Below are 23,023 nucleotides of genomic sequence, written 5' to 3'. Positions count from 1 at the left end.
CTCCGCTCAGTCGGTCGCCTCGTCTACCGCCGCTTCGAGGGCGTCGTAGTCGGGCTCCTGTCCGGAGTCGTCCGCGAGCCACCGGTACGTCACGACGCCGTCGCCGTCGATCACGAACACGGCGCGCTGTGCGACCGTGTCGACGCCGTAGCGCTCGAACGACTCGATCGCGTCGTACGCCTCGATCCCGCGGTGGGCCGGGTCGGCGACGAGCGCGAACGGGAGGTCGTACTGGGCGCGGTACGCGGCGAGCGCGTGCGGGAGGTCGGTGCTCACGCCGAACAGCGTGCAGTCGTCGCGGTCGAACTCGTCGCGGAGCGCCTCCATCTCGTCCGTGCAGGTGTTCGAGAAGGCGGCCGGGAAGAAGGCGAGCACGACCGGCTCGGCGCCGAGGTGGTCGGACAGGTCGAACGGTTCTATCTCGTCGGTCACGAGCGAAGCGGTGAAGGTCGGAGCGTCGTCGCCGACGTCGGTCATATCGATCGGTCGCGGCGGCGAGGTATCACCGTTTCGTCGTCGGCAGCGTGTTCGGCTCGGATCCGGTCCGGATCGCCTTGAACGTGGGACCGCCGCGATCGGTGGATTTGGGCGCGCTTGGGCGGTATCTGCGTCCCGTTCGTCGAGGCAAAAAGACTATAGTCGCCAGAGAGCTACGGTCGTGTAGAGATGGCAAGTGCGATTCCACTGATCGGCGGCATTCCGGCGGGCCCGGAGCTCCTCATCATCCTGCTCGTGTTGGTCCTGCTGTTCGGGGCGAACAAGATCCCGAAGCTCGCTCGATCGACCGGCCAGGCGATGGGCGAGTTCAAGAAGGGGCGTGAACAGGTCGAGGAAGAACTACAGGAGATGCAGGGCGACGAGAAAGACGAGTCGCCGATCGAGGCCGACTCCACGACCGACTCCACGATCGACGACGAGGACGACGACTTCGAGACCGAGACCGAGAAAGAGACCAGCGCGTAATCGGCTCCGCGGCGCCGACCGATCCCGCAGCGACGTTTTCTTTACCCGCCTCGGGCGCGTGGCCTAGCGGACAGGGCGAGAGGTTCCTAACCTCTCGATCGCGGGTTCGAATCCCGCCGTGCCCGCTCCTTCGCTACCGCTCAGTCGCGGACACGGCTGACCCTCACTCGCTCACTGCGCTCGCTCGCGTGGATCCCGCCGTGCCGGGTTTTTAAGTATCATCGCCGAGCCGCCGGAACGATCGGTTCGCGAGCCACACCGACACTACGCCGATCGCGAGCGTCGCGCCCGCCAGCAGGGGGCCGGGCTCGTACAGGAGCGGGGGGTGGTAGCCGACCCCGTAGTCGAGGGCGACGTTGCCGACGGCGAGCGCCAGCGCCAGCGCCAGCGCGCCGCGGGTGGTCCGGCCGAACGCCGGGAACAGCAGCGCGAGCCCGACGAAACAGAGGTGCGTCCCGAGCACGCCCCAGTAGTAGATCCACGCGTCGGGGGCTGCGAGATATTCGCCGAACGCGAGGTTCAGGGAGACGAGCGGCCAGAGGCCGAACTGGATCAGCCAGACGAACGCGACGGTCTGGAGGTACGCCAGCCCGCGAGAGACCGGGACGTCGGTCACGTGTCCCCCGCGGCGGACCGTCGGAACGAGGCTCAACAGGGCGATCCCGCCGAGCGCGACCGCGACGGCCGAGTCCGCGTACAACGGCCACAGCGGGACCGGCACCCCGCCGGCGGTCGGCGCGTAGTACCCGATCCCGACCGCGAGCATGAACCCGGTAAACCCGAGCACGACGGCGAGACTCCGCGGCGTACCGAGCAGTTCCTCGGCGATCGCGTCCCGGACGCGACGCCGGACGGGCGCGCGTCGGAGCCGACCGAGCGATCGGAGCCCTCCGGGAGCGTCGGAGCGTGTCACACCGCCCGTTTCGACCGCGACGACCTAAAGGCCGCCTTCTGCGTGCGGTCGGATCACTCCCGCTCCAGTTCCAGGTTCTGTGCCGTCGGGAGGTTCCAGCCGTACGTGACCGCGGCCAGCCGGGTTCCCACCGTCACGATCGCACACGCCGCGGCGGCGGCCCCCGCGGTCGCCCCCAGCGTTCCCACGACCCAGTACGCGCTGCCGCCGAGGACCGCACAGCTCGCGTAGAAGTCCTCGAAGAGGATGAACGGCGCCCGGTCGAGGAGGATGTCCGCGAACGCGCCGCCGCCGACGGCGTTGATCGTCGCGATCGTCACGACGCCGAACGCCGACACGCCGACCTCGGTCGCGACGATCGCGCCGGCCGTCGCGAAGGCCGCCAGTCCGATGGCGTCCGAGACGAGGGTGACCGGATGCGTCTCCGGGGTTGACAGCACGGCGTTCAGCCCGATCGCCAGGGCGACGCCGAGGAGCCCTAGCCCGATCTCGATCGGGGACTGCAGCGCGAGCGGAACGCGGGACACGAGGAGGTCGCGGGTCGCCCCACCGGCGAACGCCATCGCCAGCCCGACGATGACGATCCCCAAGAGGTCGAACTCCTCGCGGATCGCCTTCGACGACCCGACGAGTGCGAACGCGACCAAGCCGATCGTGTTCATGACGGCAAACGGGTCGCCGAACAACACCGTAACGAGGCTCTGGGTCACTGCTGCCGGCTACGAGCGCGGGAATATTGAGTGTGCCGCAGTCGCCGGAGCACATCGAAACCCTTCTCGACGCGGTGGGCGAACTCGGCGTGATGTCGTGGCTTATCCTGTTCGTCGCCGGCCTGTTCGAGATCGCGTGGGCCGTCGGGCTAGAGTACTCCGACGGCTTCTCGGAGCCGATACCGACGGCGGGCACCGTCGCCGCGCTCGTCGTCAGCATGGTGTTGCTGGGAAAGGCGGTACAGGACCTCCCGATCGGAACCGCTTACGCCGTGTGGACCGGGATCGGCGCCGTCGGAACCGCGTCGCTCGGGATCGTCCTGTTCGACGAGCCGGCGACGGGCGCTCGCCTCCTCTTTATCTCCGTGATCGTCTTCGGAATCGTCGGGCTCCACATCGTCTCCGGCGGGCACTGAGGACCCCGCGATCAAACCTGCAATGAACGACTGACGGCTGGCGAACCGCGAGGGACGTTCCAGTGAGGGAACACGGCTTCCATCCGGAGATTATCAGTCGCGGGTTTTTGCGAGACACCTTTTTCAACGATCGAAGTGTTCCCGTAAGTATGACAACCGGGGATGCCGAGCGTTCGCCCCTCCCGTCCGACGAGACGGCGGGATCGCCGGCGTCCGATCCGCCGGTGTCGGTGGGGCGGTATTCGTGGCGCTCGTTCCTCCGCGAACGCGGCCGCGACGACGCCGCGAACGAGCTGTACGCCGACATCGGTGAGGAGCCGGTCGTTCCCGCGACCGCCGTCGACGCTCACTTCGAGGAGGGCGTCGATCGAGTGGTCCGCGCTGCCGGCGTCGACGAACCGTACGAGGCCGACGGCGACACCTCCGTGCCGGGACACGGGACGCCCGAGGCGGGCACCCTCGTGGTCGGGCCCGACCACGTCGTTCTCAGCGGCGCGGCCGTCGCCCCCGCCGGGATCTCGACCGCGGCGGTGGCTCCCGATCCTGCAGAGCCGGCCGAGAAGACCACTGAAGGGGACGACGGCGACGAGGCCGACAGCGATGAGGCCGACAGCGACGAAGAAGCCGGAGACGAGGACACTGGAGACGAGACTGACAGCGACGGCGACGGTGAGGGCGGCGACGAAGAAGTCGGTGACGGGGACGGAAGCGATGAGGTCGCCGAAGCCGACGACCCAACCGAAGCGGTCGACAAGGCGGGCGAGACGAGCGAGCGCCCCGGTATCGCGGTCGACGGCGCGGGCGTCTCCGGAGTCGTGGTCGCCGCGGGCGCCGACGTGGAGTCGGTTCCGCGCCGCGCGCCGACGGGCGAGGAGTGGGACCGGATCGACATCGATCCGAGCGGTTTCCTCGGGTTCGACCCGTCAGAGACCGGCTACCGCGTGGGGGCGGCCGCGGCGGTCGGAGACGTTCTCTGGGACCTGTGTTCGGCCCGGTACAACCTCTACGAGGTGCCGGTGCTGAAGGGCTACTACACGTGGGACGACTACCGCGACGAGTACTTCCTCGACGAGGAGGGGAACCCGCCGACCGAGGAGAACGAGGAGGGGGAAGAGGAACCGCTGGAGTTCACGCACGACGACAAGGTCGAGGCGCTGGGCTTCGACCCCGATCGGACCGAGGAGCTGTTGGGGGCCGGTGGGGGCGCCGCGGCCGACCTCGCCGACCTGGTCGACGAGCGCACGGTCGACGTGAACCCGGAGATCGACGAGGACGCGTTCTTCTCGAGCGACGAGGGCGACACCACCCTCGCGAACCGGTACGACCTGGAGAAGGCGGTGCCGATGCCCAAGAAGCGCCACTTCCGCGAGATCGAGCGGTACTGGGTGAACAAGCCGTACGCGTTCGTGATCGTGTTCCGGTCGACGAAGGAGAACGAGGTGAAGTACTACGCCGTCCAGCCATACCGGACGGAGATCGAGACCGATCTGGTCGAGTTCCTCACCGGGAAGCTCCGGACCTCGATCAAGTACGCCGACGAGTCGATCGCGGGCGGCGACGAGGAGTTCCGCGAGGGCGTGATCGTCGACGAGACGCTGACGCTGCTCGACCGGTACGACCTCTACGAGCGCGCGGACGGCGACCGAGGGCCCGTCGACGACCTCGTGGACGACCTCGTCGACCGCTTCGGCTTCGACCTCACGGAGGGGATCGCCGGGCGGATCACCGAATCGCTCGGGTACGAGCCGCCGACCGAGTCGAACCCGGCGCCCGCAAAGATACTCGCCCGACCCGAGCCCGCGGTGCTCGCAGAGGATTCGAAGACCCTCTCGGAGCACCAGGTCGAGAAGCTGCTGTACTACCTCAAGCGGGACTTCATCGGCTACGAGCGGATCGACCCGATCAAGTACGACATCAACGTCGAGGACATCTCCTGTGACGGGTACAGCTCACCCGTCTTCGTCTATCACTCCGACTACGAGCAGATCATCACCAACGTCTACCACGGCACCGACGAGCTCGACGACTTCGTCGTGAAGCTCGCGCAGCGCTCCGGGAAGGGGATCTCGAAGCGGCGCCCGCAGGTGGACGCCACCCTCCCGGACGGCTCCCGCGCCCAGCTCACGCTCGGCCGCGAGGTGTCTGACCACGGGACCAACTACACGATCCGGCAGTTCAACGACGTGCCCTTTACCCCGATCGACCTGATCAACTGGAAGACGTTCTCGCTCGACGAGATGGCGTTCCTCTGGCTCTCGATCGAGAACCACAAGAGCCTGATCTTCGCGGGCGGCACCGCCTCCGGGAAGACGACGAGCCTGAACGCCGTCTCCCTCTTCATCCCCTCGAACGCGAAGATCGTCTCGATCGAGGACACCCGCGAGGTCGAACTCCCCCAGCGAAACTGGATCGCCTCCGTCACCCGTCCCTCCTTCTCCGACGACGACAAGGGCGACATCGACGAGTTCGACTTACTGGAGGCCGCGCTCCGCCAACGCCCCGACTACATCGTGATGGGCGAGATCCGCGGCGAGGAGGGCCGCACGGCCTTCCAGGTGATGTCGACCGGCCACACCACCTACACCACGTTCCACGCCGACACGGTCGGCGAGGTGCTCAAGCGGTTCACCACCGACCCGATCAACGTCTCGAAGACGATGTTCACCGCCCTCGATCTGGTCTCCGTCCAGACCTCCACGCGGGTGCAGGGCAAGAAGGTGCGCCGGAACAAGTCGCTGACCGAGATCAACCACTACGACGCCGAGAACGACGAGATAAACGTTCAGGACGTGTTCCAGTGGCAGGCGGAGACCGACGAGTTCCTCCAGATGGGCGACTCGAACACCCTCGAAGACATCATGTTCGACCGCGGGTGGAGCCGCGAGACGCTCGACGAGGAGCTGCGGAAGCGCCGCGTCGTGCTGGCGTACCTCATCGACCGGGGGCTCAACAGCTACGCGCAGGTGGCGGCGACGTTCCAGGCGTTCATCAACGATCCGGAGACGGTGCTCGCGCTGATGGCCAACGAGGAGTTAGAGCGCTCGCTGGAGGACCTCCGGGAGATGGAGTCGGTCCTGATCAACGTCGACCGCGACAAAGAGGAGATGGTGCCGCGACCGGACCCCGACGAGGCGGGCCGCGAGGAGGTCGAGCGGATCTTGGCGGAGGCCGAAGATCTGTTCGCGGAGTACCGCGGCCGGATGCCCGACTCGGTCGCCGACGCCCTGCTCGACGTCGCGCCGGCCCGCGACGTGGAGGCGGAGCCCGGATCCGACCGCGAGGCGCTCGCGCGGGCGGCCGACGAGGCCGCGGCGCTCGACGGGGAACTCCCGGCCGGGGCGGCGTCGGGTGCGGTCGACGACGTCGGCGAAACCGACGGTCCCGACGAGGGTGCTGCGCCCGACGAGGGACGCGTCGTCGCTGACGCGACACCGCCGAACGAGGAGTTCGGAGCCGGTTCGACGGCGACAGACGGTTTCACCGCCGAGAGCGACGCCGGAGGGGGAGGTGACGCGAGCGACGCGTCGGATCTGAGCGAGGGGAGCGACGCGGGGGACACGGGGGACGCGGACGGCGGCATCGACTTTGACGAACCGTTCGACGAGGGGGTCAACGTGCTCGACTCGGAGCCGGAGACGAACTCGGAGCCGACGCCAGAACCGACCCCGGAACAGACCGATTCCGGCGTCAGAGCGGACGCCGATGGCGGGGAAATCCCGGCCGAAAGCGGAGACGGGGGCGCCGAAGAAAGCGACGGCGAGAGCGAGGACGAAGCCACCGATGGCGACGGCGACATCGACGACTGGGGGTTCGGCTCCGTCGAGTCCTCGGAGGAGCGGTAATCTCATGACCCGAACGAGGTGGGTCGCGTGAGCCTCGACACCGGCGTCGGCGACGGCTCCGTCGGCGGGAACATCCTCGCGGAGCTGTTCTACCCGGTCTTCGAGCTACTGTTCGACGCCGACGGCGACTTCGTCGGCGACGTGGAGCGCAAGCTCGCGGAGGCCCGCATGCCGGACCAGGTGGAGATGTACGTCTCCCGGGCGCTCGGCGTCGGCCTGCTCGTCGGCGGGCTCCTCTGGGCGCTCGGGACGCTGACCGGCTACGGCGTGTTCTCGCTCGGGCTGATCGACCCCGAGGCGCTCTCGCTCGGCGTGCCGGCGCCCACGCCGGCGATCCAGGAGTTCCTGCGCTCGCTCGTCGTGCCCACTGCGGTCCTCGTCAGCGGGCTCGTGTTCGGATCGATCGGGTTCGCGATCGGGTTCGGCGGCGTGGTCGCGATCCCGTACTCGCGGGCGTCGGCGCGGGAACGCGAGATCAACCTCCTGCTCGCGGACTCGGTGTCGTTCATGTACGCGCTGTCGGTCGGAGGGCTCAACCAGTTGGAAATTCTGCGCGCGATGGCGACGGCGGAGGACACCTACGGCGAGGTGTCTCGCGAGTTCCAGAGCATCGTGAACGAGACCGAGTACTTCGGCACCGACTACCGGAACGCGATCCGTCAGCAGTCGCTTGAGACCCCCTCCGACGAGCTCTCGCAGTTCCTCGCGGACATGCTCTCGATCGTCAACTCCGGCGGCGACATGGAGAGCTTCCTGAAGGACAAAAAGGAGAAACACCTCCGCACGTCGAAACAGGAGCGCGAGATGACCTTAGAGACGCTGGAGCTGTTCGGCGAGATGTACATGACGCTGTCGCTGTTCCCCCTGCTTCTCATCATCATCCTCGTCATCATGGGGATGATGGGCGAGTCCGACGAACGGCTGCTGTACGCGACCGTGTACGCCCTCATCCCGCTGACCGGGGTCGGCTTCCTCGTGCTCGTCTCCACCGTCAAGCAGGACGAGCCCGGCGACGGCTACCTTCGCCCCGACGGCGGCAGCGAGCGGCTCCGACAGACAAGCAAAGAGGGGTTATTCCACTTCGGGTTGATCGAGGCGTTCGTCGGTCGGTTCGGCGTCTTCGATCGGATCCGGAACCGAGAGGGGACGTACAAGACCAAACAGATCGTCTCCGCGCCGCACATCTTCCTCCGGGATAATCCGCTGTACACGCTCGCGTTGACCGTGCCGACCGCGCTCGTCATCGTCGGCGTCACGGTCGCCTCGGGGAACGCGCCGACGGCCTTCGACGGCTGGGTGGACCGCCCGGTGTGGTCGACGTTCGTCTGGGTGTACGTCCCCGCGTACCTCGTGCTGGCGCCGCTGGCGGTGTTCCACGAGTGGAGCCAGCGGTCCAAGCGGGCGATCACGGGGAAGCTCTCCGAGAGCCTCCGGAAGCTCTCGTCCGCGAACGACACCGGACAGACGCTGCTCGAATCGGTGGAGACGGTCTCGGAGACGTCGACCGGGAAACTCGCCGAGGAGTTCGAAGTGGTCCACGCGAAGGTGAACTACGGGATGAGCCTGCGAGACGCCTTGGTGGAGTTCAACAACAAGTACGCGGTCCCGCGACTCGCCCGGACGGTGAAGCTCATCTCGGAGGCGCAGGAGGCGTCCTCGCAGATCACGGACGTGTTGACCACGGCGGCGCAGGCCTCCGAGAACCAGGACGACATCGAGCGCAATCGGATCTCCCAGACCCGGATGCAGGTGGCGATCATCGTGATGACGTACGTCACCCTGCTGGGCGTGATGGCAATTCTCCAGACGCAGTTCATCGACGTGATGGGCGGGCTCTCCTCGCAGGCGGACGGCGGGTCGGCCGGGGGCGCAGGCGGCGCCGGCTTCGGGGGCGGCGGGGGCGTCGACCCGGACGTGCTCTCGCTTCTGTTCTTCCACGCCGTGACGCTGCAGGCGATCCTCTCCGGATTCATCAGCGGATACATCCGGAACGCCGACATCGTCTCCGGCGTCAAGTTCGCCGTGGTCCTGATGACGCTCGCGTTGGGGGTGTGGATCTATGTGGGGTAGACGCACCGCGCCGAGCGATCGGCGGCGACAGACGACCGCCCGCGCGCAGACCCCGATCGACTTCGCGGTCGGCGCGAGCGTGTTCCTGTTGACGCTCGCGTTCGTGATCGCCTTCGTGCCGACGCTTTTCGACCCCTTCTCGGCGGCGTCGACCGCTTCGCCGGTAGTGAGCGACCGCGTCGCCGCCGGCGTCGCCGGCGATCTGCTCGCGGCGTCGCCGGCGGAACCCGGCGTGCTGTCGCCGGCCTGTACCGTCGCCTTCCTCGGCTCGAACGCGACGCTCGGGACCGACGCCGACTGCCACCCCGACATCGCCGCGGACCCGGCGACTCAGTTCGGGATCGACGGCGACGTACAGGTGGTGATCCACCCGCCCGACCAGCGGAATCCGAGTACGAACGCGTCGAACCTCTCGATCGCGACGCGTCACGGCCGGTTCGACGTCGAGCCCGATCGGACCACCGCCGATCCGAGCGACGTGGCCGGCGAGGACGTCACCGTCTCACAGCGGCTCGTCTCGATCGGCGGGACGCAGTACCGACTCACGGTGCGGGTGTGGTGATCATGAACACGACACACGATCGGGCACAGGCGCACACGCTGGAGGCGTTCGCGGCGGCGATCCTGCTCGTCGCGGGACTCACGTTCGCCCTGCAAGCGACCGCGGTGACCCCCTTGTCGGCCAGCACGTCGAACCAGCACATCGAGAACCAACAGCGGGCGGTCGCGACCGACCTGCTGGCGACGAGCGCCGAGAGCGGCGACCTGCAGGCGGCGATCCTGCACTGGAACCCGGAAAACGAGACGTTCGCGTCGAGTCCGGCGGAGGTCGACGGGGAGGGCTACCCGCGGGCCGACGGGCCGAACGGGTTCGACGCCGCGCTCGGCGGCTTCGGAGAGGCGCTGAATCGGACGTTCGTCGACCGACGGATCGCCGTCAACGTGGACCTCCGCCACTACAACACGTCGGCCCGCACGGAGCGGATCACGACGTCGCTGATCGACATGGGGACGCCGAGCGACAACGCGGTGAGCGCGACGCGGACGGTCGCGCTCGCCGCCGACGCGAACCTGACCGCGCCGGGGTACGAGGAAACGACGCTTCGAGGGGTGGCTGACGATGCCGATCGGGAGTTCTACGCGACCGAGACCGGGCCCGGGCCGCTGTTCGCTTACGTGGAGGTGCGCATCGTCGTATGGCGGATGTGAGCATCGGACCGCCGGACCGGGACCGCCTCTTCGGCGGGAACGCCTCCGTGGCCGACCGCGGCCAGCTCCTGCTCGTCGCGGGACTGGTGATGGCGGTCTCGCTGGTGACGCTGGTGGTGCTTTTAAATGCGACAATCTACAGCGAGAACGTCGCGACCCGCGGGATAGAATCGGCCGACGGCGAGGCGTTGGAGGTGAGAGCGACCGCGGTCGGCGGGACCGGTGAGCTGATCGACGCGACCAACCGCGCGGGACCGGAGAATCACGCCGACGCCGCCGAGACGGTCCGGGACGGGGTCGCGGACCTCGACGCGGAGGCCTCCCGATCGTACGCTGAACGGGGCGGCGTGACGCGGATCGAGCTGTTGGAGATTCGGAACGGGAGCCGGATCACGGGGGACATCGCCGGGAACGGCACGGTCGACCCGAACGCGGCGACCCTCGCCGCCGACGTCGACCGGACGCGCGGCTTCGTGCTCGACGTCGACCCGGGCTCTCTCGCAGAGACGGACGCGACCAGTGCCGTCGACGACGCGTTCCACGCCGACCTCAACGACTCGACCGGCGGGAGCCACCAAGTGTACGTGTACGACGGAACCGACGGCAACGTCACCGTCGCGGTCGGCAACGACGGCGGAGACCCGACGGTCCGGTGCGAGACGCCGCCGGACGGACGCGACCGCGTCGCCGTCGACCTGACCGACGAGCGGCTGGGCGACCGCCCCTGTCCGGGGACCTGGCCGACCACGCTCGTCGCGCCCGACGACGCTTACGAGATCGCCCTCATGAACGCGGACGCCGCCGACGGCGAGGTGACCGCGACCGTGCGGCCCGTCTCGGAGGACGCCGTCGCCTCCAATCCCGATCTCACGGCGACGCCGGCAGTGTACGAGGCCGCGATCAACCTCCGCTACCGGACCGCGGAACTCCGGTTCGAGACCGCCGTCCGGGTCGCCCCGGGTGAGCCCGATGCGTGAGCGCTCCGACTCGGGGCCGACGCGCCTCCTCGGCGACGAGCGCGGCGTGAGTGTCACCGTCGGCTACGTCCTGACGCTCGCGATCGGGGCGGTGTTGCTCTCCGGAGTCGTCATCGGCGTCGGCGGCGTCGTCGACTCCCAGACCGACCGAACCGTACAGAGCGAACTCTCCGTCCTCGGACAGACCGCGACCGCGAACGTCGAGAGCGCCGACCGGCTCGCCCGCGCGGCGGAGACCGACCGGTCGAACGCGGCCGACGCGACGAACGCCACCGTCTCGGTCTCCGTCGACCTCCCGACGCGGGTGGCGGGGGTTCCCTATCGGATCGCGGTCGACGACGACGCCGTGACGCTACGCACCGACCGCCCGGAGGCGAGGCTCGTGGTCGAGCACGCGGCACGGGTGAACGTCACGCCGGCAAGCGTTCGCGGCGGACCGATCCGGATCGAGTACGACCACGGCGGCGCGGGCACCGGCAATCTGACGGTGGTCGAACGATGACTGACCGCCGACGGTCGACCGTTTCGACCGGCGACTGCGGGCTGGCCGCGTTCGCGGGCGACAAGCGGGGCGTGAGCAACGTCGTCGGCTACGTGTTGGTGTTCTCGCTCGTCACGGTGACGATCGGAGCGGTGTTCGCGGTCGGCATCACCGGTATCGAGGACAGACAGGAGGCCGAGCGCGTCGAGAACGTCGAGCGCGCCTTCGACGTGTTCGACGACAATGTCAGGGACATCCAGCGGTACGGGGACCCGAGCCGATCGACGGAGATCCGACTCAGCGGCGGGACGCTGTCGGTCGCGGAGACGACCAGCGTGGAACTGCGAAACGCGTCCGACGGGGTGGTCAGGGGGTTCGAGTTCCGCGCCCTGACGTACGCGCACGGGGACACGTCCATCGCGTACGAGGGCGGGGCGTGGTTCCGAAGCGACGACGGCGCAGCGGTGATGCGCTCGGGGCCGCGGTTCGTCGCGGCCGACGGGCGGACGACGCTCCCGATCGTCCGGCTGTACGCGCTCGGTCCCGAGACCGTCGACCGGGACGGAACGGTGCAGATCGCGGTGGACCGACGCTCTCCGCCGAATCTCGTTCAGGTCGCCGACGCCGACGCCGACAACGGCCCCTTCGACCTCCGGATCGAGTCGACGCACGCGGACGCGTGGCGCCGGTACTTCGAGCGGACGGACGGGTTCTCGGTGAACGAAGCGACCGACACCGCCAACGGCACCGTCGTCGTGGACCTCGATCACGGCGACGAGGTGTTCATTTCGGACGCCGCAGTCGACATCCGACTCCAGCGCTGATCGGGGCTCCCGTCGGAATCCCCGAACGCACCACCTAAGCCGGCGGCGCCGCACCCTTCGGGTATGACTGAGGAGCTGTACCTCGCCGACGACACGGTGACGACCTTCGAGGCGACCGTCGACCGCGCGCTCGACGACCGGGTCGTCCTCGACCGGACGCACTTCTACCCCGCGGGCGGGGGGCAGCCTCACGACACGGGCGCGCTCCGGGTCGCGGACGGGGAGGGGGCCGACGGCGGCGATGTCGGAGACGGCAACGATGTCGCGGCCGACGGGGACGCCGACGATCGACGCTGGCGCGTTGTCGACGTCCAGAAGAAAGACGCCGTGTACCACACCCTCGAACCGGTAGATCCGAGTGCCGACACCGTCTCATCCCCGGAACCCGGGACAACCGTTGTCGGCGAGATCGACGCGGCGCGGCGGCGTGCGCACTCGCGGTACCACACCGCACAGCACCTGCTCTCCGCGCTGCTCTTGGCCGAGTTCGACGCGAAGACGACGGGAAACCAGCTCTACGACGACCACGCGCACCTCGACGCGGCCTACGATCGGTTCACCGACGGCGACCTCGCGAGGATCGAGACTCGACTCAACGAGCTCGTCGGCGACGAACGCCCCGTCCGGAGCTACGCGATGGACCGAGGAGAGGCCGAGGCGACCCTCGACACCGACCGCACCCGGATCGATCTCCTTCCCGACTCGATCGCGGAGCTCCGGATCGTCGAGATCGGCGCGGTCGGGAGGGCGGAGGTCGGCGATGGCGGCGATGCCGACGGTGACGGCGACGGCGGCGATAGCGGCGCGGAACCGTACGACCGCACCGCCTGCGCGGGGACGCACGTCGGCAACACAGCCGATATCGGCGAGATAATCGTCACCGGCCGGGAGACGAAGGGGAGCGACGAGGAGCGCGTCCGGTTCGCGCTGGCCGAGCACGTCGCCGGGGAGGAGTGAGCGGCACCGCCCCGCGATCCCGCCGCTCCTCGGCCCGCGATCCCGCCGCTCCTCGGCCCGCGATCCCGCCGTTTATATACGATCCGCGGTTGGTTCCGCCATGAAGTTCTGCGACGAGTGCGGATCGATGATGAAGTCCGGCGAGGGCGAGGACCACTGGGTATGCGGCTCCTGCGGCTACGAGATCGGACGCGAGGAGGAGGACGACCAGTGGACCACCGAGTCGCAGGTCGAGTCGGAGATCGTCGACGTGAGCGACGCGGAGGACAAGGGGCTCCCGAAGACGACGGCCCACTGTCCGGAGTGCGGGAACGACCGCGCGTACTGGTACATGCAGCAGATCCGGTCGGCCGACGAGTCCGAGACCCGATTCTTCGTCTGTACCGAGTGCGAACACAAGTGGCGCGAAGACGACCACTGAGACGGCCCGCGGTCGTCGAACGCCGCCGATCGCCGCGTCCCTTTTACTACCTCGGCGGAGAACGCCGCCCATGGACCCGCCCGTCGTTCCCCGCGAGCGTCTCGACGGCTGGCGACGCGTCGACGAGACGACGGAACGGGCGTTCGCCGCCGGCTTCGTCTCGGTCGACGCAAGCACGGTGCGGTACGAGCGCGACGGGACGGAACCGCCTCGCCCGTTCTGCTTCGCGAGTTGCCTGCGAATTCGCCCGGCGACCGCACCGAACCCCGCCCTCACCGCGCTCGTCGAGCGACAGGCCCGATCGGGATTTCGCGACCGCCTCGCCGATCGTGACATAGAGGAAGTGGAACACCGCGGCGATCGGGAGATCGCGGTCGACGATCCGAGCGCGTCGCGGGCGACGCTCTCGACGTTCCGCGGCGTCGCCCGTGTCGGCGCTGGCGGCCGGCGCGTGCCGGTCGAGGCGCTGCTCGCGGTCTGGGCGGCCGACAAGTACCTGCTCGGCGGGGGAGCGTACCCCCTCGACGGGGCGTCGTATCCGTCCGGAGGGAGCCCGTCGGACGCGCGTCGGGATCTCCTGGGGATCGTGCGGGGGATCGAGTCGCCCGCGGACCGCGACGGGAGTGATTTATAAGGGACTCCGTTTGCCTAACACGGCACCGCGCCCGCGCTTGATTCGATCGGGGACCCGTCGTCTCGGTACTCCGAGTCGTCGATCGACCCGTCGAACATCGGGAGCCGAAGCTCGTAGGCGTACAACACGTCGAACGCCGCGAACGGGTCGACCCCGTTCGCGACGGCCTCCCGCGCGGTCAGCCTGGCGCCGGCGCCGATCGTCACGATCGGATCGCCGTCGAGCGTCCCCGCCGCCTCCATTCCGAACTCGTTGCCGGCGGCGGGGTCAGTCAGCACGGAGAGGTGAACGAGCGCCTCGATCGCGGGTCCCTCGTCACCGATCGAGATCGGGTACCCCTCGCCGGCGAAGCACCGCGTCGGGGGATCGACGCGGTCGACGTCGCTCTCGGCGCCTCCGTCGTTCGAGCCGCCCGTGGCGTCGCCACCGCTCGGCGTCGCCGCCGCGCCGCCGACGAACGCCCCACCGGCAACGGCCGCCGAGACGAGCAGCAGCGCGACGGAAAGCGCGGCGAGGGGGGCGATCCCGGTCCGGGGGCGACTGGTCATCGACGAGGGGTACGCCCCGACAGATAAAAACGGCGCGGGGTCGGTTATCCTGTTTGATACTCGGAACGGTGGGAGTCGGGGAACGTCGAGAAGCGACTGCGAACACCGCTGTCGCGGTTATCCCTCGTCGAGGAGCCCGTCGACGAGCAGCTCCGCGGAGGCGACGTTCGTCGCGAGCGGGACGTCTTTCACGTCGCAGACGCGCAGGAGCGCGGAGATGTCGGGCTCGTGGGCCTGCGCGGTGAGCGGGTCGCGGAGGAAGACGACGCCGTCGATCGCGTCGTCGGCGATCATTCCGCCGATCTGGAGGTCGCCGCCGTACGGTCCCGAGGCCTGCCGGTTCACCGCCAGCCCCGTCTCGTCGGCAATGCGTTTCCCCGTTGTGCCGGTGGTGACAAGGTCGCACTCGCCGAGCGCGTCGGCGTGGGCGGTGACGAACTCGACCATCTCGTCTTTCAGCTCGTCGTGAGCGATGAGCGCGATACGCATGGGCGGAGGGTCGCCGCGGTGGTGCTTAAAAACTCTCCTCGGTGCAACGCGCCGGGCGGGTGGGTCCCGCTCAGCGGTCGCGCCGGACGGGCCTCACTTGAACCGGAACGTCTCCAGGTTCTTCGGCGCGAACGTCCGCATGTTGTAGTCGTGGTACAGCGCCGACGAGAGGTCCTGCACGGAGCGCTCGTCCCCGTGGACGCACAGCACCTTCTCGGGGCGCGGGTTCATCGTCTTCACGAAGTTCTCTAACCCCTGCCGGTCGGCGTGGCCGGAGAAGCCGTCGACGACCTCGGTCCCCATCTCCAGGGTGAGAGTGTCGCCGCGGCCGCCGCCGCCCCAGCCGTCGACCGGAATCTCGTCCCAGCCGTTCTGGATCCGGCGGCCGAGCGTCCCCTGCGCCTGGTAGCCGACGAACACGAGGTTCGAGTCCGGGTCGGGGCCGATGTGGCGGAGCCACGACATGATCGGACCGCCCTCGATCATCCCCGAGGTGGAGATGATGATGCACTCGTCGCCGTCGGCGACGTCCTGCCGCTCGTCCTCGCCGGCGTCGATGTGGTTGAACTGGTCGGCGAGGAACGGGTTCTCGTCCTCGTGGAAGATCCGGTCGCGGAGGTCGTCTCGGAGGTACTCGGGGTAGGTGGTGTGGATCGCGGTCGCCTCCCAGATCATCCCGTCGAGGTGGACGGGCATCTCCGGGATATCGCCGTTCCGCATCGCCTCCTCTAAGACGAGCATAATCTCCTGAGAGCGTCCCACGGCGAACGCGGGGATGACGACCTTCCCGCCCTGCTCGTACGTCTCGTTGATGACCTCCTTGAGCGCCTCCTCGGAGTCGGCCTGGTCGGTCTGGTAATCGTCTCGGCCGCCGTAGGTGGACTCCAAGACGAGGGTTTCGACCCGCGGGAAGTCGTTGACCGCGCCGTTGAACAGCCGGGTGTCCTCGTAGTGAATGTCCCCGGAGAAGGCGACGTTGTAGAGGCCGTCGCCGATGTGGAAGTGCGTCACCGCGCTGCCGAGGATGTGGCCCGCGTTGTGGAAGGTGAGCTTCACGTCCGGCGCGATGTCGGTCACGTCACCGTACTCCAGCGGGATGGTGTGTTTGATCGCCTCGCGGACCTGCGACGACTCGTAGGGGGGCGTGCGCCCGTCCTTAGCGGCGACGTCGAGGTAGTCGAGGGTGAGCAGGCCCATGAGGTCGCGGGTGGGCTCCGTCGTGTAGATCGGGCCGTCGTAGCCGTACTTAAAGAGAAGCGGGATGAGCGCCGAGTGGTCGAGGTGGGCGTGCGTCAGGATGACCGCGTCGAGGGTCGCGGCGCCGGCGCCGAGCGCCTCGGGGACCTGCAGATACGGCACCTCGCCCTCCGCTCCGGGCTTGTCGCCGCAGTCGATCAGGACGCGCGTTTCGGGCGTCGAGAGGATGAAGGCGGCGCGGCCGACCTCGCGACAGCAGCCGAGCGTCGTGATCCGGACCCACTCGTCGTCGGACATCTCCTCGCGGTGGATCTGCCGGCCGACGCGTTCGAGGATGTCGCGCCGCTCCTCGCGCTCGTTCTTCAGGAAGCCGCGCACGTTCGAGACTGTGGAGGACTCGATCGGGGGCGTCCGAACGACCTCGGGGGTCCAGCCGACCTGCTGGGTGATCTCTCGGAGCGTCGATCCCCGGCGGCCGATCACCATCCCGGGCTTTTCGGCCTCGATGACGACCTCGCCGGTGTCCTCGTGGAAGTCGAGGTCGGTCACGCCGGCCTCCTCCGGGATCACCGACCGGACCTCCTCCTCGGCGCGCGTCGGAGGGGCGAGGGCGCTCGGGTCCGGGCGGACGGTGATCCGCTTCCGGAGCTTGGAGGCGAGCCGTCGGATGAGATCGCCGTCGCCGGCGAACTCCTTGGGGTCGCGCGTGTACACGACCAGCTCCGGTCCCTCGTATTTCACGTCGGTGACCGTGATGTCGTTCGGAATCTCCTGTTCGATCTCTGATTTCAGGGTATCGAGTTGCTTATCGACTTGACTCATATCTCACCGCGGATCGTCGTGGTCGCCGTCGAGTCGCGCCGCGTGCGGGTACGCGGTACGACGCCGAACGGTCGACCGTGACGGGGTAGGCATAGTGGTAGTACTGTCCGTAGGTGGTTCCGTGCGGGAACAGCCAGCGAAAACCCGCTTGTCTGATGATTATCCCGGTCGTTATAAAACCCTTCGCAAATGGCAAACCCCCTGCCCGCGAACGGCGGGACATGCGTATCACGCCCGAGACGGTCAGAGACGAGCACGCGTGGGTCCGCGACCGCGCGCCGGTCGTCGTCCCCGTCGTCAACGAGACCCGCGAACGGCTCGGACGGATATTCGAGACCGAGGTGGACTCCGTCACCCCCGAGACGTACCGAAGCGAGGTCGACGCGGTGTTCGCGGACGGCGAGGTCGCGGTCAACGTCGCCGGCTGCGTCGCGCTGCTCCGCGACCTCGACGTCGCGGGCGACTACCCCGGATTCGTCGTCGACGAGGTCCTCGGTCGCGAACTCGCCGCGACCATCGCCGGCGGACGGCCCCTCTCGCTGCTCGCGCAGGCGACGTTCCACTTCGTCGACGTGCACGTGAGCGAGGACGCGACCGCCGACGGCGCGGGCGCGGCCGGCGCCGACGACCTCGACGCCGCGATCGCGGCGGGGTTCCAGACGCGGGTCCCCGGCTGGGACTGGCGGGAGGAGGAGAGCCCGTTCGCGGTTACTCCGGGTGGCGACGAGTAGCGGTCGATTCGACCGCCGCCGAGCTGCGGTCAGCTCGTGAACTTCCGGACGAGGCCGTACCCCGCGTCGAGGATCGCGTCGGGGAGGAACCGCGCGAGCACGCCGACCCGGGCGACGGTTCCCGGCTGGACCCGCGCCGGCGGCTGCGTCGCGCTCGCGGCGTTGACGATAGCGTCGGCGACCACTTCGGGCTCGACCGCGCCGGGACCGTCGCCCCCGAGCAGCTGCGTGTCCTCGAAGATCGCGTAGAACTCCTCGTAAGCGCCGGAGCGGTCGAGCCCGCTGTCGTCCGCGTCGTCCGCGCTATCGTCTCCGTCGCCGTTCCCCGCCTCCCGCTCCGCGCGCCTCGAGAAGTTCGTCCGCACGGGCCCCGGTTCGACGACGACCACGTCGATCCCGAACTCGGCGACCTCGTTGCGGAGGGCGTCAGACAGCGCCTCGATCGCGAACTTCGAGCCGCTGTAGACGCCGCCGCCGGGGAACGACACCCGCCCGGAGACGGAGGAGACGTTGACGATCGTCCCGTCGCGTTCGCGGCGCATCCCGGGGAGGACGGCCTTGATGAGCCGATGCGGGCCGTATACGTTCACGTCGAACTGCTCGTGAACCTTCGCGGTCGGCACGTCCTCGACCGGGCCGAACTGGCCGTAGCCCGCGTTGTTGATCAGCGCGTCGATCGCCCCCTCCTCGTCCAAGATGCGGTCGACGACGCGGTCCACGTCGCTCTGGTCCGTGACGTCGAGCGTCGCCAGCTCACAGCCCGCCTCGCCGAGCGTCTCGATGTCCGCGGGGTTCCGCGCGGTCGCGTACACGGTCCACCCCTCGTCGAGGAACGCGCGCGCCGCGGCGCGTCCGATGCCCGAGGAACAGCCGGTGATGAGTACCGTCTTCTGCACGCGTCGCCGGTCGGTCCCCGGCGGCATAACTCTCCCGACCGCTGGCGGGGAACGGGGACCACGCCGGCAAAAACAGAGCGCGCACGCAGACCGCCCGCCGTCGCGTTACTCCTCGTCGTCGGCGTCCGCGTCGTCGGCGTCAGCGGTGTCCGCCTCCTCGTCGTCGTTCGGGAGCAGATCGCGATCGGCGAGGATCTCCTCGATCTCGTCGGCCGACCGCTCCTCGTACTGTTCGTCCTCGACCGTGATCGTGGCGACGCCGACGCCGTCGGGCGACAGCTCGCCGTCGTTCGACTGCGCGAGGGTGTCGAGCGCGAGCGCGAGCGCCTCGTCGGTCGAGAGGCCCTCCTCGTACTCCTCTTCGAGGTAGTCCCGGAGGTCGCTCCGGTCGGAGCCGATCGAGAGCGCCTGCCACTCGTAGGGGGTCCCGGACGGGTCGGTCTCGAAGAGGCGCGGCTCGCCGTTCTCGATCCCGCCGACGATCAGCGCGACGCCGAAGGGGCGCGCGCCGCCGACCTGCGTGTACTGCTGGATGTGGTCGGTGATGTTCTTCGTCAGGGTCTCGATGCCGATCGCCTCGCCGTAGCGCAGGCGGTTCACCTGCGCCTGCCGGCGCGCGAAGTCGATGAGCTGGCGGGCGTCGGCGACGTGGCCCGCGCTCGCGACGCCGACGTGGTCGTCGGCCTTGTGCAGCTTCTCGATGCTCTCCGGCTCCATCAGCGGGGACCGGGCGCGCTTGTCCGCCGCGAGGACGACGCCGTCCTCGGCGCGAACGCCGACGCTCGCGGTCCCGCGTTTCACCGCCTCCCGGGCGTACTCGACCTGGTAGAGCCTGCCGTCGGGAGAGAAGATTGTGATTCCTCGGTCGTACGCCTGCTGTTGGGATTGTCCCTGCATGATATCACTCGGTGTCGAACGCCGCCGCGCCGACGTATCCCGACCCGGTCCGCACGTCGCGCGCGTCGCCGCGCACGACAGCGGACCGCTCGGCGTCCTCGAACGCGACGTCTCGCTGTGTCGAGTTACCGCCCGCGCGACCCATATATCTTTCCTCACAGGCACGTACCGTCCCCGAAATCCCGCGGACGCGGATCCCGACGGGGTCGCCGTCGACGTCGCTCACGCATCCGATCACCGCGCGAGCGTCGTCGACGTGGCCGTGGCGGGCCCGGACGATCGCCTCGCCCTCGCCGCCGTCGTGCGAGAAGGACAGCAGCGTGAGGTCGGCGTCGGCGCTCCCGGCGTCGCCGAGGAGGTTGCCCGCGGCGTACCACAGCGCGCGCTGGAAGCCTCGCCGTCCGAGGTCGGCGTCGGGCCACGTCTCGATCCCGACCGCGAGGTAGCGCCAGCGCGGTCGGAGGTGTTTGGGGAGGTGTTTCATCGGTCTACTCCTCGTCCGAGTCGCCGTCGAGCCGCTCGGCGACGATCACGGTCACCTGGTCGTGGACGCGCTCGACCGCGGTCACCGCGAACCCCTCGCCCGTGAACGCCTCGACGAGGGTGCCGACGGTCGCCGGGTCGTCGACCTCGGGGCCGTAGAAGGGCGCGTCGGGGTCCGGCTCCTCGAAGAACGCCACGTCGCCGAGGACGATCCGACGGGCGCCCGTGGCGGCCATCTCGCGGATCGCCTCGCGCTTCTCGTCGTCCGCGAGGTGGTGGAGCGCGAAGTTCGAGGTGACGATATCGACCCGCTGGTCGGGGTCGACCTCGGGATCGCGGAACTCGCCGTAGGTGAACTCGACGTTCGAGAGCCCGCGCTCGTCGGCCTTGCGGCGCCCCTCGTCCATCATCCCCTCGCTGACGTCCCGGGCGAGCACGCGCTCGGCATCTGGTGCGAGCGCGAGCGCGATGGCGCCGGTGCCGGCGCCCAGATCGAGGACGACGTCGTCCGGGTTCGGGTCGGCGTAGTCGACGACGAGGCCCGCGCAGGCGTGGTACTCGTCGCTCTTCGAGTCGTCGTACTCGGCCGCCTTCTCCGAGAAGCGCGCGGCGTGCTCCTCAACCGTCTTCTTCATACCTGCCCCGTCGGACCCCCGGCTCTATGAAGGCCTCGGAGCGTCGCTCCCGGTTTCGGGCCGCGATCTCGCTCCACGCGCGGATCCCCTCCCTGACCCACTCGGCGTCGAACCCGACCGCCTCCGCGGCGGCGACGACCTCGCGCGGCGCCCGGAGTTCGAGGTGCGATCGGGGGTTCGCGCTGACGACGTGGGGCGCGTCGTAGTAGGTGGCGATCTCGCGGAGCTTCCGGAGGTCGGACAGCGCCCGGACCCGCTTCCCGCCGGTCGCCCGGAACAGCGGGCCGAGGTCGAACTCGACGTGGACCCCGTTGTCGCGCGCGGCCTTCGCGAGGACGTGGTTGAAGTCCCCCGAGCCGTCCATCGGCCGGACCAACACGTCGACGCGCGGCTCCTCGACCGCGAACCGGTTGAGGCCGTCGTCGCCGCCGACGACGCAGACGACCGTGCGGCTCGACCGGTAGTTACCCACCGCGCCCGAGGCGCTCGTGGCGTCGTCGGCGTCGATCTCGACCGCGTCGACGACGTCGATCCCGTACTCCTCGCGGAGCGCGGCGGCCTCCGATGGGGATCGGCCGGGCCCGCCTCCACTCCCGGCCGGATCGAGCGCCTCCCGCGTCCGGACGACGACCCCCTCGTAGCCGTACCGCGCCGCGGTGGCGGCGTGACGGGCGGCGGTCGCGTCGCCGTCGGGGTGAGCGTGGACGGCCTCGTACATGCCCGCCCGTTTCGGCTCCGGGGGTATCGAGGTTGCGCTTCGCCGACGGGTTTTTTGAACCGCTCCCCGGAACGGCTCGCATGGCCGCGGACTTAGAGGAGAAGACGGACCGCTACGAGCGGATGCTCGCCGACGCGCTGGCGGTCGCGGAGTCACGTCCGCCCGCCGACACCCCGCTCGGCGAGGCCGCCGCCGACGTGCTGGAGATGGCCGAGTCGTACTTAGACGACGGGCGGCACTTCCGCGACGACGGCGACCCCGTCAACGCGCTCGCGTCGTACTCGTACGGCTACGGGTGGCTCGACGCCGGGGTTCGGATGGGGCTGTTCGCCGTCCCCGACGACACCGAGCTGTTCACGACCTGAGCCGAGACCGCGGCACCGCGAGACGGCGCCGCGGCGCCCGCCTCGATCGTGCACTTATAAACCTCGCGACGCCCCTCGTCGCTTCCGGGCGCGGGCGCCTTTTACGTCGAGCGCGCCAACGGGGAACCACGCATGAGTAGCGCGCTATTCGTCGTAAGCGAGGAGGGGTACTGGGCCGAGGAGTGTATCGAGCCGCTGACCACGCTCGAAGCGGAGGGCGTCGACGTGACGGTCGCGACCCCCTCGGGGTCGCCGCCGGTCGTCGACGAGCGATCGCTCGACCCGGAGGCCGCGGGGGGCGAGGAACGGGTCGCGGAGCTCCGCGAGGTCGACGAGGAGCATCCGGGACTCAACGACCCCGAACCGATCGCGACGGTCGGCGCCGACGGCTACGACGCCGTCGTGTTCCCCGGCGGCCACGGCACCGTCTGGGACGTGAACCAGGACCGGCACGCTCGCCAGCTCCTGCTCGACGCGGTCGCGGGCGAGGAGGGCGTCGCGCTCGTCGTCTGTCACGCGGTCGGCATCCTCGCGTTCACTCGCGAGGCCGACGGGACGCCCCTCGTCGAGGGGCGCTCCGTCACCGGCTTCCCGAACGCGTGGGAGGAGGACATCGTCGACGACGACGACGTGATGCCGGACGGCCGGAAGCTCCCGTACTGGGTGGAAGACGAGGTCGTCCTCGCGGGCGCCGACTGGGACGCCGAGCTCGACGCCGACACGAGCGTCACGGTCGACGGCGACCTGATCACCGCGCGCGGACCGGGCTCGTCGGCCGACGCGGCGGCGACGCTACTGGACGAGCTGTAGGCCATTTAAAAGGAC

Annotated in this window: 26 protein-coding genes and 1 tRNA gene; 16 read left to right on the top strand and 11 right to left on the bottom strand. The window is 69.2% G+C overall.

What is annotated here, in order from left to right:
• Positions 1-6: 6 nt before the first annotated feature.
• Positions 7-477, bottom strand: a complete 471-nt coding sequence (locus tag FGL94_RS01725; protein WP_144920343.1) for a redoxin domain-containing protein — start codon at positions 475-477, stop codon at positions 7-9.
• A gap of 189 nt (positions 478-666) precedes the next feature.
• On the opposite strand from FGL94_RS01725, the gene FGL94_RS01720 reads away from it, so the two are divergent.
• Positions 667-963, top strand: coding sequence for a Sec-independent protein translocase subunit TatA/TatB (locus FGL94_RS01720; protein ID WP_144920341.1), 297 nt, complete (start codon positions 667-669; stop codon positions 961-963).
• A 52-nt stretch (positions 964-1,015) separates the two neighbouring features.
• Positions 1,016-1,088 (top strand) — tRNA-Arg (locus FGL94_RS01715).
• A gap of 86 nt (positions 1,089-1,174) precedes the next feature.
• Here FGL94_RS01715 and FGL94_RS01710 read toward each other — a convergent pair.
• Together FGL94_RS01710 and FGL94_RS01705 are read right to left on the bottom strand one after the other, a co-directional pair.
• Positions 1,175-1,876: a DUF1405 domain-containing protein gene (locus FGL94_RS01710; RefSeq protein ID WP_144920339.1), complete on the bottom strand. Its 702-nt coding sequence runs from the start codon at positions 1,874-1,876 to the stop codon at positions 1,175-1,177.
• 53 nt (positions 1,877-1,929) lie between these two features.
• Positions 1,930-2,538, bottom strand: coding sequence for a trimeric intracellular cation channel family protein (locus FGL94_RS01705; RefSeq protein WP_394348592.1), 609 nt, complete (start codon positions 2,536-2,538; stop codon positions 1,930-1,932).
• Positions 2,539-2,678: 140 nt separating this feature from the next.
• Here FGL94_RS01705 and sugE point away from each other — a divergent pair, with 140 nt between their 5' ends.
• From sugE to FGL94_RS01650, 11 genes are all read left to right on the top strand, one after another.
• Entirely contained in the window at positions 2,679-3,002 is a 324-nt protein-coding gene (sugE, locus tag FGL94_RS01700) for a quaternary ammonium compound efflux SMR transporter SugE (protein ID WP_144921391.1), read from the top strand.
• A gap of 149 nt (positions 3,003-3,151) precedes the next feature.
• Entirely contained in the window at positions 3,152-6,844 is a 3,693-nt protein-coding gene (locus tag FGL94_RS01695; RefSeq protein WP_144920335.1) for an ATPase, T2SS/T4P/T4SS family, read from the top strand.
• Positions 6,845-6,871: 27 nt separating this feature from the next.
• Positions 6,872-8,914, top strand: a complete 2,043-nt coding sequence (locus FGL94_RS01690) for a type II secretion system F family protein (RefSeq protein ID WP_144920333.1) — start codon at positions 6,872-6,874, stop codon at positions 8,912-8,914.
• Positions 8,904-9,476, top strand: coding sequence for a DUF7287 family protein (locus FGL94_RS01685; RefSeq protein WP_144920331.1), 573 nt, complete (start codon positions 8,904-8,906; stop codon positions 9,474-9,476). Before FGL94_RS01690 ends, FGL94_RS01685 begins: the two co-directional genes overlap by 11 nt.
• A gap of 2 nt (positions 9,477-9,478) precedes the next feature.
• Positions 9,479-10,123: a DUF7288 family protein gene (locus tag FGL94_RS01680; RefSeq protein WP_144920329.1), complete on the top strand. Its 645-nt coding sequence runs from the start codon at positions 9,479-9,481 to the stop codon at positions 10,121-10,123.
• The gene (locus FGL94_RS01675; RefSeq protein ID WP_144920327.1) at positions 10,111-11,100 is read left to right on the top strand and encodes a DUF7261 family protein; all 990 of its coding nucleotides are present in this window, start codon (positions 10,111-10,113) and stop codon (positions 11,098-11,100) included. Before FGL94_RS01680 ends, FGL94_RS01675 begins: the two co-directional genes overlap by 13 nt.
• Positions 11,093-11,602 carry a DUF7266 family protein gene (locus FGL94_RS01670; protein WP_144920325.1) on the top strand — a complete coding sequence of 170 codons (510 nt, stop codon included), beginning with the start codon at positions 11,093-11,095 and terminating at the stop codon, positions 11,600-11,602. Before FGL94_RS01675 ends, FGL94_RS01670 begins: the two co-directional genes overlap by 8 nt.
• Positions 11,599-12,405, top strand: a complete 807-nt coding sequence (locus tag FGL94_RS01665) for a DUF7289 family protein (RefSeq protein ID WP_144920324.1) — start codon at positions 11,599-11,601, stop codon at positions 12,403-12,405. Before FGL94_RS01670 ends, FGL94_RS01665 begins: the two co-directional genes overlap by 4 nt.
• 63 nt (positions 12,406-12,468) lie before the next feature.
• Positions 12,469-13,362, top strand: a complete 894-nt coding sequence (locus FGL94_RS01660) for an alanyl-tRNA editing protein (RefSeq protein WP_144920322.1) — start codon at positions 12,469-12,471, stop codon at positions 13,360-13,362.
• Between the two features lie 100 nt (positions 13,363-13,462).
• Complete coding sequence (locus tag FGL94_RS01655) at positions 13,463-13,783, top strand: transcription factor S (RefSeq protein WP_050023206.1); 321 nt, start codon at positions 13,463-13,465, stop codon at positions 13,781-13,783.
• A 70-nt stretch (positions 13,784-13,853) separates the two neighbouring features.
• Positions 13,854-14,417, top strand: a complete 564-nt coding sequence (locus FGL94_RS01650) for a hypothetical protein (RefSeq protein ID WP_144920320.1) — start codon at positions 13,854-13,856, stop codon at positions 14,415-14,417.
• Positions 14,418-14,431: 14 nt separating this feature from the next.
• Here FGL94_RS01650 and FGL94_RS01645 read toward each other — a convergent pair whose 3' ends face one another.
• The 3 genes from FGL94_RS01645 to FGL94_RS01635 all read right to left on the bottom strand — a co-directional run bounded on the left by FGL94_RS01645 (position 14,432) and on the right by FGL94_RS01635 (position 17,473).
• The gene (locus tag FGL94_RS01645; RefSeq protein ID WP_144920318.1) at positions 14,432-14,965 is read right to left on the bottom strand and encodes a DUF7332 family protein; all 534 of its coding nucleotides are present in this window, start codon (positions 14,963-14,965) and stop codon (positions 14,432-14,434) included.
• 117 nt (positions 14,966-15,082) lie between these two features.
• Positions 15,083-15,454, bottom strand: coding sequence for a methylglyoxal synthase (locus FGL94_RS01640; protein ID WP_144920316.1), 372 nt, complete (start codon positions 15,452-15,454; stop codon positions 15,083-15,085).
• A 93-nt stretch (positions 15,455-15,547) separates the two neighbouring features.
• Positions 15,548-17,473 (bottom strand): beta-CASP ribonuclease aCPSF1, encoded by a 1,926-nt coding sequence (locus FGL94_RS01635; protein WP_144920314.1) that lies wholly within the window; start codon positions 17,471-17,473, stop codon positions 15,548-15,550.
• A 221-nt stretch (positions 17,474-17,694) separates the two neighbouring features.
• Here FGL94_RS01635 and FGL94_RS01630 point away from each other — a divergent pair, with 221 nt between their 5' ends.
• Complete coding sequence (locus tag FGL94_RS01630; protein WP_144920312.1) at positions 17,695-18,204, top strand: hypothetical protein; 510 nt, start codon at positions 17,695-17,697, stop codon at positions 18,202-18,204.
• A 29-nt stretch (positions 18,205-18,233) separates the two neighbouring features.
• On the opposite strand, the gene FGL94_RS01625 is transcribed toward FGL94_RS01630, so the two are convergent.
• From FGL94_RS01625 to FGL94_RS01605, 5 genes are all read right to left on the bottom strand, one after another.
• Positions 18,234-19,127, bottom strand: coding sequence for an SDR family oxidoreductase (locus FGL94_RS01625; protein WP_144920310.1), 894 nt, complete (start codon positions 19,125-19,127; stop codon positions 18,234-18,236).
• 78 nt (positions 19,128-19,205) lie between these two features.
• On the bottom strand, positions 19,206-19,997 hold the full coding sequence (gene psmA / locus FGL94_RS01620; protein WP_144920308.1) for an archaeal proteasome endopeptidase complex subunit alpha: 792 nt from the start codon (positions 19,995-19,997) through the stop codon (positions 19,206-19,208).
• 4 nt (positions 19,998-20,001) lie between these two features.
• Positions 20,002-20,481 (bottom strand): Rpp14/Pop5 family protein, encoded by a 480-nt coding sequence (locus tag FGL94_RS01615; RefSeq protein WP_144920307.1) that lies wholly within the window; start codon positions 20,479-20,481, stop codon positions 20,002-20,004.
• Between the two features lie 4 nt (positions 20,482-20,485).
• On the bottom strand, positions 20,486-21,115 hold the full coding sequence (locus tag FGL94_RS01610; protein WP_144920305.1) for a class I SAM-dependent methyltransferase: 630 nt from the start codon (positions 21,113-21,115) through the stop codon (positions 20,486-20,488).
• Entirely contained in the window at positions 21,099-21,833 is a 735-nt protein-coding gene (locus tag FGL94_RS01605; protein WP_144920303.1) for an RNase P subunit p30 family protein, read from the bottom strand. Before FGL94_RS01605 ends, FGL94_RS01610 begins: the two co-directional genes overlap by 17 nt.
• An 80-nt stretch (positions 21,834-21,913) precedes the next feature.
• Here FGL94_RS01605 and FGL94_RS01600 point away from each other — a divergent pair, with 80 nt between their 5' ends.
• Together FGL94_RS01600 and FGL94_RS01595 are read left to right on the top strand one after the other, a co-directional pair.
• Entirely contained in the window at positions 21,914-22,198 is a 285-nt protein-coding gene (locus FGL94_RS01600; protein WP_144920301.1) for a DUF357 domain-containing protein, read from the top strand.
• Between the two features lie 132 nt (positions 22,199-22,330).
• Complete coding sequence (locus FGL94_RS01595) at positions 22,331-23,008, top strand: type 1 glutamine amidotransferase domain-containing protein (RefSeq protein ID WP_144920299.1); 678 nt, start codon at positions 22,331-22,333, stop codon at positions 23,006-23,008.
• The last annotated feature ends 15 nt before the right edge of the window (positions 23,009-23,023 follow it).

The organism is Halorubrum salsamenti, assembly GCF_007671685.1.
Classification (GTDB): Archaea; Halobacteriota; Halobacteria; order Halobacteriales; family Haloferacaceae; genus Halorubrum; species Halorubrum salsamenti.
This window is presented reverse-complemented; position numbering and strand designations above follow the sequence as displayed.

What these genes read in the sequence shown, in the direction of transcription:
- FGL94_RS01725 (WP_144920343.1), bottom strand. Translation starts at nt 477, where the DNA reads ATGACCGACGTCGGCGACGACGCTCCGACCTTCACCGCTTCGCTCGTG.
- FGL94_RS01720 (WP_144920341.1), top strand. Translation starts at nt 667, where the DNA reads ATGGCAAGTGCGATTCCACTGATCGGCGGCATTCCGGCGGGCCCGGAG.
- FGL94_RS01705 (WP_394348592.1), bottom strand. Translation starts at nt 2,538, where the DNA reads ATGAACACGATCGGCTTGGTCGCGTTCGCACTCGTCGGGTCGTCGAAG.
- sugE (WP_144921391.1), top strand. Translation starts at nt 2,679, where the DNA reads ATGTCGTGGCTTATCCTGTTCGTCGCCGGCCTGTTCGAGATCGCGTGG.
- FGL94_RS01695 (WP_144920335.1), top strand. Translation starts at nt 3,152, where the DNA reads ATGACAACCGGGGATGCCGAGCGTTCGCCCCTCCCGTCCGACGAGACG.
- FGL94_RS01685 (WP_144920331.1), top strand. Translation starts at nt 8,904, where the DNA reads ATGTGGGGTAGACGCACCGCGCCGAGCGATCGGCGGCGACAGACGACC.
- FGL94_RS01680 (WP_144920329.1), top strand. Translation starts at nt 9,479, where the DNA reads ATGAACACGACACACGATCGGGCACAGGCGCACACGCTGGAGGCGTTC.
- FGL94_RS01675 (WP_144920327.1), top strand. Translation starts at nt 10,111, where the DNA reads ATGGCGGATGTGAGCATCGGACCGCCGGACCGGGACCGCCTCTTCGGC.
- FGL94_RS01670 (WP_144920325.1), top strand. Translation starts at nt 11,093, where the DNA reads ATGCGTGAGCGCTCCGACTCGGGGCCGACGCGCCTCCTCGGCGACGAG.
- FGL94_RS01665 (WP_144920324.1), top strand. Translation starts at nt 11,599, where the DNA reads ATGACTGACCGCCGACGGTCGACCGTTTCGACCGGCGACTGCGGGCTG.
- FGL94_RS01660 (WP_144920322.1), top strand. Translation starts at nt 12,469, where the DNA reads ATGACTGAGGAGCTGTACCTCGCCGACGACACGGTGACGACCTTCGAG.
- FGL94_RS01655 (WP_050023206.1), top strand. Translation starts at nt 13,463, where the DNA reads ATGAAGTTCTGCGACGAGTGCGGATCGATGATGAAGTCCGGCGAGGGC.
- FGL94_RS01650 (WP_144920320.1), top strand. Translation starts at nt 13,854, where the DNA reads ATGGACCCGCCCGTCGTTCCCCGCGAGCGTCTCGACGGCTGGCGACGC.
- FGL94_RS01645 (WP_144920318.1), bottom strand. Translation starts at nt 14,965, where the DNA reads ATGACCAGTCGCCCCCGGACCGGGATCGCCCCCCTCGCCGCGCTTTCC.
- FGL94_RS01640 (WP_144920316.1), bottom strand. Translation starts at nt 15,454, where the DNA reads ATGCGTATCGCGCTCATCGCTCACGACGAGCTGAAAGACGAGATGGTC.
- FGL94_RS01635 (WP_144920314.1), bottom strand. Translation starts at nt 17,473, where the DNA reads ATGAGTCAAGTCGATAAGCAACTCGATACCCTGAAATCAGAGATCGAA.
- FGL94_RS01630 (WP_144920312.1), top strand. Translation starts at nt 17,695, where the DNA reads ATGCGTATCACGCCCGAGACGGTCAGAGACGAGCACGCGTGGGTCCGC.
- FGL94_RS01625 (WP_144920310.1), bottom strand. Translation starts at nt 19,127, where the DNA reads ATGCCGCCGGGGACCGACCGGCGACGCGTGCAGAAGACGGTACTCATC.
- psmA (WP_144920308.1), bottom strand. Translation starts at nt 19,997, where the DNA reads ATGCAGGGACAATCCCAACAGCAGGCGTACGACCGAGGAATCACAATC.
- FGL94_RS01615 (WP_144920307.1), bottom strand. Translation starts at nt 20,481, where the DNA reads ATGAAACACCTCCCCAAACACCTCCGACCGCGCTGGCGCTACCTCGCG.
- FGL94_RS01610 (WP_144920305.1), bottom strand. Translation starts at nt 21,115, where the DNA reads ATGAAGAAGACGGTTGAGGAGCACGCCGCGCGCTTCTCGGAGAAGGCG.
- FGL94_RS01605 (WP_144920303.1), bottom strand. Translation starts at nt 21,833, where the DNA reads ATGTACGAGGCCGTCCACGCTCACCCCGACGGCGACGCGACCGCCGCC.
- FGL94_RS01600 (WP_144920301.1), top strand. Translation starts at nt 21,914, where the DNA reads ATGGCCGCGGACTTAGAGGAGAAGACGGACCGCTACGAGCGGATGCTC.
- FGL94_RS01595 (WP_144920299.1), top strand. Translation starts at nt 22,331, where the DNA reads ATGAGTAGCGCGCTATTCGTCGTAAGCGAGGAGGGGTACTGGGCCGAG.